Origin of the sequence: Nostoc sp. CHAB 5715 (genome assembly GCF_020829685.1) — a bacterium.
In the GTDB taxonomy this organism is placed as follows: Bacteria; Cyanobacteriota; Cyanobacteriia; order Cyanobacteriales; family Nostocaceae; genus Nostoc.
This window is the reverse complement of record NZ_JAIVFR010000264.1, coordinates 1-8,010: the sequence shown is the minus strand read 5'-3', so window position 1 is coordinate 8,010 and position 8,010 is coordinate 1. Positions and strand designations below refer to the sequence as shown.

Annotated in this window: 11 protein-coding genes; 6 read left to right on the top strand and 5 right to left on the bottom strand. The window is 39.7% G+C overall.

The features are described 5' to 3' along the window. The first annotated feature begins 313 nt into the window (after positions 1-313). Positions 314-1,105 (top strand): ABC transporter ATP-binding protein, encoded by a 792-nt coding sequence (locus LC574_RS16180; RefSeq protein WP_229454461.1) that lies wholly within the window; start codon positions 314-316, stop codon positions 1,103-1,105. Positions 1,106-1,127: 22 nt separating this feature from the next. Here LC574_RS16180 and LC574_RS16175 read toward each other — a convergent pair whose 3' ends face one another. After that, positions 1,128-2,069, bottom strand: coding sequence for an Rpn family recombination-promoting nuclease/putative transposase (locus LC574_RS16175; RefSeq protein ID WP_229454460.1), 942 nt, complete (start codon positions 2,067-2,069; stop codon positions 1,128-1,130). 45 nt (positions 2,070-2,114) lie between these two features. On the opposite strand from LC574_RS16175, the gene LC574_RS16170 reads away from it, so the two are divergent. Then, the gene (locus LC574_RS16170; RefSeq protein WP_229454459.1) at positions 2,115-2,267 is read left to right on the top strand and encodes a hypothetical protein; all 153 of its coding nucleotides are present in this window, start codon (positions 2,115-2,117) and stop codon (positions 2,265-2,267) included. A gap of 19 nt (positions 2,268-2,286) precedes the next feature. Here LC574_RS16170 and LC574_RS16165 read toward each other — a convergent pair whose 3' ends face one another. The 4 genes from LC574_RS16165 to LC574_RS16150 form a co-directional block, all read right to left on the bottom strand. Next, positions 2,287-2,703 (bottom strand): type II toxin-antitoxin system RelE/ParE family toxin, encoded by a 417-nt coding sequence (locus tag LC574_RS16165; RefSeq protein ID WP_229454458.1) that lies wholly within the window; start codon positions 2,701-2,703, stop codon positions 2,287-2,289. After that, positions 2,696-3,010, bottom strand: coding sequence for a type II toxin-antitoxin system prevent-host-death family antitoxin (locus tag LC574_RS16160; protein WP_229454457.1), 315 nt, complete (start codon positions 3,008-3,010; stop codon positions 2,696-2,698). Before LC574_RS16160 ends, LC574_RS16165 begins: the two co-directional genes overlap by 8 nt. Before the next feature lie 710 nt (positions 3,011-3,720). Continuing rightward, positions 3,721-3,987, bottom strand: coding sequence for a DUF4351 domain-containing protein (locus LC574_RS16155; protein ID WP_229454456.1), 267 nt, complete (start codon positions 3,985-3,987; stop codon positions 3,721-3,723). Between the two features lie 9 nt (positions 3,988-3,996). Then, the gene (locus LC574_RS16150; RefSeq protein ID WP_229454462.1) at positions 3,997-4,848 is read right to left on the bottom strand and encodes an Rpn family recombination-promoting nuclease/putative transposase; all 852 of its coding nucleotides are present in this window, start codon (positions 4,846-4,848) and stop codon (positions 3,997-3,999) included. 161 nt (positions 4,849-5,009) lie between these two features. Here LC574_RS16150 and LC574_RS16145 point away from each other — a divergent pair, with 161 nt between their 5' ends. The 4 genes from LC574_RS16145 to LC574_RS16130 all read left to right on the top strand — a co-directional run. Then, positions 5,010-5,741: an ABC transporter ATP-binding protein gene (locus tag LC574_RS16145; RefSeq protein ID WP_229454455.1), complete on the top strand. Its 732-nt coding sequence runs from the start codon at positions 5,010-5,012 to the stop codon at positions 5,739-5,741. Between the two features lie 33 nt (positions 5,742-5,774). Beyond that, the gene (locus LC574_RS16140; protein WP_229454454.1) at positions 5,775-6,338 is read left to right on the top strand and encodes a Uma2 family endonuclease; all 564 of its coding nucleotides are present in this window, start codon (positions 5,775-5,777) and stop codon (positions 6,336-6,338) included. A gap of 159 nt (positions 6,339-6,497) precedes the next feature. Further along, a complete protein-coding gene (locus tag LC574_RS16135) occupies positions 6,498-7,541 on the top strand; it encodes an endonuclease NucS domain-containing protein (protein ID WP_229454453.1) in 1,044 nt (347 codons plus the stop codon). A gap of 152 nt (positions 7,542-7,693) precedes the next feature. Next, positions 7,694-8,010 (top strand): histidine phosphatase family protein (locus LC574_RS16130; protein WP_229454452.1); only part of this gene is annotated, 317 nt, incomplete at its 3' end.

Sequence of the window (8,010 nt, the reverse complement as noted above, 5' to 3'; positions counted from 1 at the left end):
GCAATTTTAAATCATGTGTGCAATATAATGGATAAAATTTCACAAGTGAAATCAAAAGTCACTTATGCAACAACAATATGACGAACAATATCGTGGTTGAGCAGATTGAACTGGAAGCGTGGGAGATTAATTATTTTTGGCTTACTTATAGTAATAGGTACAATCTTTTTTCCTCAAGGGCTAATTACTCCAGATATTTTTCAAAGACGGAAAATCATGAATAAACGAACCGCGAAGGACGCAAAGGGCGCGAAGTAAGAAAAGTTTTAGAGAGTTATTGCATAAGTTTTACTATTCATAATAATATGCAAAAATGTCACATAGTATTCCAACGGGTAACAGCAGTATCGTCTTAGAAGCACGAGCATTAACTCGCCGCTTTGGTGGTCTAGTGGCGGTAAATAATGTATCTTTTAGTGTAAATAAACATGAGATTTTTGGACTTATTGGGCCTAATGGTGCTGGCAAAACAACACTATTTAATTTGATTACTGCTTTCATTCCACCTTCTAGCGGTAAATTAATTTATCAAGGTGCAGAAGTTTCTCAACTACGTCCTCATCAAATTGCTGCTTTAGGTATCGCCCGTACCTTTCAAAATATCCGTTTGTTCGGGGAATTATCGGCGTTAGAAAATGTGATTATTGCTCGGCATTTACACACTAAAAGTAATATGATTGCAGGAGTTTTGGGATTACCACCAGCGCCTAGTGAAGAATTTAAAACTAAGCAGAAAGCTTTAGATTTATTGGATTTGGTGGGATTAAGCGATCGCGCTGACGAAAAAGCCAAAAACTTTGCCTACGGCGATCAACGTCGCTTAGAAATTGCCCGCGCTTTAGCATTAAAACCGCAAGTCTTACTTCTCGATGAACCTGCGGCTGGGATGAACCCCAACGAAAAGCAGCAATTGAGTGAATTTATCCGTAGCCTGCGCGATCGCTTCAATTTAACGATCATCCTTATAGAACACCATGTACCATTGGTTATGGGTTTGTGCGATCGCATTGCGGTGTTAGATTTTGGGCAATTGATTGCTTTGGGTGAACCAGCAGTTGTCAGAAATGATCCGGCTGTAATTGAAGCTTATTTGGGAAATGAATAATATCTGATTATCTATCTTACAATTACAAAACCTGTTGTAATTCCTCAATATTATTTGCTGTTACAACGTTCCGTAAAATTATCTTCAAACGCTCTATATCATTAATTTCCGTGATTTGTGGCATTAACTGTAACCCGTTGTTGCCAAATTTTAACTCCAAATTAATTTCAATACTAGAAAGTATTCCTCGCAGCTCTCCGCGTGCCTCTCCGCGTGCCTCTCCGCGTGCCTCTCCGCGTGCCTCTCCGCGTGCCTCTCCGCGTGCCTCTCCGCGTGCCTCTCCGCGTGCCTCTCCGCGTGCTTCTCCTTCGCGTAAAATTTCTTGATACCAAGGCGACTCACGTAACACAACCATATCCCACCTCATGATTTCTTGAACGAGTGCAGTTTCTAAAACAAACGTAGCAAAAAAAGCTAAGACCGTTTCCAGTTGGTTCAGTTGTTCATTAGCACGGAGAATTTGCAATGCTTCTCTAATAGTATATTCATTTTCACCACCTTTGAGAATGGGTACAAACGGCAGTAAGGATGGTAAGGGTTGTTGAAAAGCAATATTAACATCAACTTCCCACAGGTTAATTACCCGATAATCTTGTATTGCCCGTAATCCAGCAATATTTGATGTAAAGCTTGTGGGTATTTCGTTGTTGCCAGTTTTAAGAATGTTAATGAGAACGGGGTATGTTGGCAAGTTATATTTTTCTTCTGCAAGTGCAGCGTATGCACGCATCCGACGTGGCATTTTGGATTGATAGCGTAATTGCAATTCGTTAAGAAGCAGAAATTCTCCGTGTTGGGGACTGTTGACACGCATTAAAACATCAGTTTCCCGGCTAATCCACTGAAATTCGCCACTTACAATTTCTTCAGCAACGACATCAGAAATCTGCGTTACCCATCTTACCCAGTTATCGGGTGCAAGGCTAATTAATTTTTTGGTGCTGACATCGGCAGGCCTTGTCATCAGGGTGTAGATGCTCTCAATAAGTAAGATTTATCGTAACTTGAAGTGTGGCATTACACCAAAGAATATTTGTCAGGTAAGATTTTGCCTGACAAATATTCCTCAGCAATGTTGGTAACGGCTAGTGATGGGTTTGTGCGTAGGCGTAGCCCGCCGCAGGCATCGCAAGCTATTAAGAATGAGTTACAAAAAAATTAGTTTCGGGATTCTAATGGCATTATAGATTTTCGTACACCTCATCATCATTACGCTTGCCAACTCGAAAAACTTCGATTATATCAAGTCCGCTAAAATACAAGTCAATTACGAACGTAGCGATAGCGGAGTGAAGTAATCCCAATAAGGAAGCGATTGCTTCGTTCCACTCCGTTCCACTCGCAATGACATATCGTAAGTGATTAACCGGACTTGATATTACATCCTCAGAAATTGTATAGAGAATACGATACTCGCCTTGATCAACTCGATAAACACCTGAATATCCCTTAAGTTGCTTACAATCTTGAGGTCTGGGATCTTCGGGTAGCAGCAAAATTTTAGTCATCACCTGCTTAAAAAACTTCGGCTGTAAATCGACTAAATCTTTCCGGGCTGATTTTGTAATAGGTAAAGCAAGCAGTCCAGATTCAGCCATTCAAAATATTTTCAACTGTGAAATTAGTGCCATGAAGTTCGTTGTAGTCAGTAATCACTTTTTCTACCGAATAAGATTCACCGTCACTCTCAGTTATTGCACGTTGGAAATCTGCGACATCTCTTGCATTTTCCAATGCTTCCAATCGTTTTAAGTCGGCATAGCTGATGACTGCTGCAATAATTTGTCCTTGTGATTCAATCACAATACGTTCCTGTTTTTCTTCCACAAGGGCAAGAAGTTCGGAAAACTTTTCTTGTGCTTGATCTGCTTCCACTTTTGTCATATTTATTTGAGGCAGTGCCATCAGCAGGATAATCCTGCTTTTAGGATAGCACAATGGCTTTGGGCGATCGCAAGCTATTAAAAATGAGTTACGAAAAAATTTATTTTGAGATTGTAATAGGATTACAGATTTTTATCCACTTCATCATCATTGCACTTGCCGACTCGAAAATTTCGATTGTATTGTCTGAAATTGTTTAGAGTACTCCAAGTAAATAAGTGCCCAATTGTCATTGCGAAGGTCGCAAAGCGGAATGTAGGCCCAGCCTTCCCGAAGGGTAGCAATCGCAATATCTTGGGATTGCAACTCTAAGAGACGCTTTGCGTAGCTTGCTTCCACGAAGTGGTACGCTACACTTCGTTGCCCTCGCTTTTGACAGGTTTTGGATCATTTATTTCTTGGAACACTCTTATTGAATTCGGGCAGTCGTTTATTGAATTCGGGCAGTCGTTTATTGAATTCGGGCAGTTGTTTATTGAATTCGGGCAGTCGTTTATTGAATTCGGGTAGTCGTTTATTGAATTCGGGCAGTCGTTTATTGAATTCGGGCAGTCGTTGATTGAATTCGGGCAGTCGTTGATTGAATTCGGGCAGTTGTTGATTGAATTCGGGCAGTCGTTAATTGAATTCGGGTAGCCACAAAGGGCTTACGCACCCTTAAACGACTGTCTGCAACGCTAGCAGCTTACCGGAGGTATCGCATATCAAATTCCCTTGAAGATTTGAATAATTTAAGCAGATATAATTGTGAGAAATTCTTCTAAAGAACTCACAGCGATCGCGCTATCCATTAAGCTTTCTAATTTTTCCACACTTTCACCCTCAAGCCTTGCTTCTACTTCATGAGGAATTTCACCAAAGCGTTGTTGCAATACCCGGATTAGCTGCCGTCGCGCACCCTGCTGAATACCTCTTTGCTCAATTTCTTGATACCAAGGCGATTCTCGCAATACTGCCATATCCCACCTCATGATTTGTTGCACTAAAGGCGATCGCACCTACAAAATTCAGGTAAACAAAATTTGTACAAATTCGTCTAAAGAACTCACTGCGATCGCACTATCCATTAAATTTTCTAATCTTTCCACACTCTCGCCTTCAAGCCTTGCTTCCACTTCATGAGGAATTTCACCAAAACGTCGTCGCAATACTCGGATTAACTGCCGTTGTACACCTTGCTGAAGACCTAGCTGAATACCTCTTTGCTCAATTTCTTGATACCAAGGCGATTCTCGCAATACTGCCATATCCCACCTCATGATTTGTTGCACTAAAGGCGTGTCTAACACAAAGCTAGCAAAAAATGCCAGCAATGATTCTAACTCGTTCAACTGTGCATCTGCTCGTAGCGCCTGTAATGCGCGTTGCACAACTGATACCTCTCCCCCTCCTCGCAGGATTGGCACAAAGGGTAACAACGATGGTAATGGTTGCCCAAACACTATTTCAGCATCGATTTCCCACAAATTAATCACGCGATAATCTTGGATAGCACGTAATCCCAAAAATTCCTGCTCGTAACTATTGACAATAGTTAAGGTGGATGGGGGCGGTAAAATGTTGATCAGTACTGGGTAAGTTGGCAATCGGTAGCGTTCTTGTGCCAAGGCAGCATAGGCTCTCATCCGTAGAGGCATCTGTGCCGTGTAACGCAACTGTAGTTCATTTAGTACTAGAAAATCTCCGTGAGTAGCACTGTATGCTTTCACCAACACATCTGTTTCGCGGCTAATCCAGTGAAACTCAGAGCCGAGAATTTCTTTAGCCACGACTTCAGGACGCTGTGTCACCCACTGTACCCATGCATCGGGAGCTAAATTAATTAGTCGTTTGCTACCAATATCTGCTACTTTTGCCACAGGACGCTTGATATCTTTATCAGTAATTAATAGTACATCATAAAGATTGCAGTATTCTGGCATTAATTTTTAAGTTGAAGCAATGTCTACGCACTGTTTTAAGAAATGTATGATTGATGTATCTTAGGTTTTGAATCAACATTTCTGGATGTAAACCGCCGATGAAAGCCGATAGTAAGCCAAACTATACAATTTTAGAAGTTCAAGAGCTTGATGTTAATTATGGCGGTATTCAAGCTCTAAAAAAGATTAATTTAATTATTCAAAAAGGCGAGGTAGTGACTCTTATTGGTGCTAATGGTGCTGGGAAAACTACCACACTCCGCGCTATATCTAAAGTAGTTAATCCTAAAAGTGGCGTAATTATCTATAATGGACATAATATTAACCGTCGCCAAACTCACGAAGTTGTACAACTTGGTATCGCCCATTGTCCCGAAGGACGCAGAGTATTAGCACGGCAAACAGTATTTGATAATTTGCTTTTGGGTGCTTATATTCGTTCTAATCAAGCCGAGATAAAAGCAGATATTGGACGCCAATTTGAGCTATTTCCGCGTTTGTCACAAAGACGCAATCAACTAGCAGGAACCCTCAGTGGTGGTGAACAACAAATGTTAGCGATCGCTCGTGCTGTTATGAGTAAACCACAACTCTTACTTTTAGACGAGCCTAGCTTAGGTTTAGCACCTGCGATCGTCCGGGAAATCTTCTCTATTATTGAAAATCTCCGGGCTACAGGCGTGACTATTTTGTTAGTTGAACAAAACGCTAATCTTGCATTACAAATTGCCGATCGCGGTTATGTTTTAGAAGCTGGTTCTATTACCTTAACAGGTGCAGCCTCAGAATTAATTAGTGATGAACGAGTTAAAAAAGCTTATTTAGGGTAATTAATTAAATGAAAATTTGGGAGGTACAAACACATGGTAAAATCACCAACTAAACCCCTAACTTTAGAAGAGTTTTTGAAACTACCAGAAACAAAGCCTAGTTCAGAATACATTAACGGTCAAATTATTCAAAAGCCAATGCCTCAAGGAAAACATAGCAAATTACAGGGGAAGTTAGTCACAGGTATAAATGAAGTAGTTGAAAGTCGAAAAATTGCCCTTGCTTTCCCAGAATTGCGGTGTACTTTTGGCGGACGTTCAATTGTCCCTGATGTTGCTGTGTTTGCTTGGGAAAGGATTCCCATAGATGAACGTGGAGATGTAGCAAATGTTTTTCATACATATCCAGACTGGACGATTGAGATTCTTTCGCCAGATCAAAGCCAGACTAAAGTAACCGGAAATATTCTACATTGTTTAAAACATGGTAGTCGTTTAGGTTGGTTAATTGATCCAGGCGATCGTTCTGTTTTAGTCTATCCACCAAAGCAGCAACCAGAACTTTTACAAGAAGAACAAGAAATATTACCAGTTCCCGATTTAGTTAGTAATCTTCAATTAACTGTAGCGCAACTATTTGGATGGTTGAAGTTATAGCTTTTCCTAATCATAGCCCCCTCCTCGCTTGCGGGGAGGGGGTTGGGGGTGGGGTTCTTTACCTACTCAACTCAGAACCGCTATATAAGCAATTGTATAAATTCCTGTCTAGCTTTGGGAATACTAAAGATAGTAATTTACTCAAGTCAGAGCGAGATAATGAATTTCGTGAATTTAATAAAAACAGGTAATAGTTGGAAATTTGCGACTGAAGCTGATTTAGAAGATTTTGTCTGGGCTAATTTAAAGGAACTTTTCGGATTAATTCCGCTAAAGCGACAATATTATGTTAAAGGTCAAATTTGCGATATTTTAGCATTGAATGAAAAGAAACAGTTAGTAGTGCTGGAATTGAAAAACGGTGAAGATAGATATATTGTTCAGCAACTAACTCGGTATTATGAAGCTTTACTTGAGAATAAACCCTTCCAGGAAGAGGTAGACTATGGACAACCTATTAGCTTGATAGCAATTAAGCCTAATTTTCATCGAGATAATTTGACAGATAGAAAGTACAGCCATCTGTCTATTCAATTTCTCTATTTTCAAATATTGCTAGCAAGTCAAAACTTCTATTTAGAACTAAAAGACTTAGATAATGGCAAATTGTCAAAAGTAGAAATTCCTTATCAAGAAAGAGATGTTAATGAAGATATACCTGCTCCTCCTAGAGCAATTATTAACCGACTAGCTAAATGTGACAATTCTAGTGAAAATGAGCGAGAGGCTGTACTCAGAATTCGTAAAAAAATTCTTGGCTTTGACAAACGCATCCAAGAAATTGTTAAACCTAATTCTATTGAATATGGTAAAGGAAAAAGTAAGCTCTGTGCTGAGTTTTACTTTGGTAGCAATTTATCTGGTTATCAAGGAAGACCTCACCTATTTCTAAGATTACCGGAGCCAGAACCATATTATAGACAAAGCACTCTCAGAATGTATATTTTTACTGAGAAAGATTGGACTATTTTTTCTAGAATGGTTACTTATCGTAAAGGTTTTATCAGTAATAAAAATAGAGCTAATAATGTATATGAATATCCGTCTTTTATAAAGACAATCAAAAGATATACAAAGGGCGAATTACGAGATGCACGATCACTCATCTGTTATGAAAAATATGAAAAACTTATTCTGAGTGGAACTAACTCTCTAGAACTTTTAGTCAATATTGCTTTAGAGACTTGGCTAAATAGGCTTTAAAACTATATTGACAGCACCGATAAGTTTTCCAAATAGTTTATATTATTACAAATTATTACGATTTTTGTCATATATTAATATTTGCAGCCCTCCTTGCAGATATCTATATATTTGTTTAGCGGCGAATTCTATTCACCGGAATAATTAAACCCATGAGTCAAATAGTCTGGATCGCAAGACACGCTAACCGCCTCGATTTCGTAAACCCTGATTGGTTTCTCACTGCTGAACGACGCTACGATCCACCCTTGTCTGATGATGGTATGGTGCAGGCACAACAGTTAGCTAAACGATTAAAAGGAGAAAATATTGGCCATATTTTCGCTTCTCCTTTCCTGCGAACCGTACAGACGGCAAACGCAGTTGCAGAAGTGCTAAACTTACCGATCAAATTGGAAACAGGCTTGAGTGAATGGCTAAACCCAGTTTGGATGACAGAAGAACCCGAAAGACTCTCGACTCCAGCATT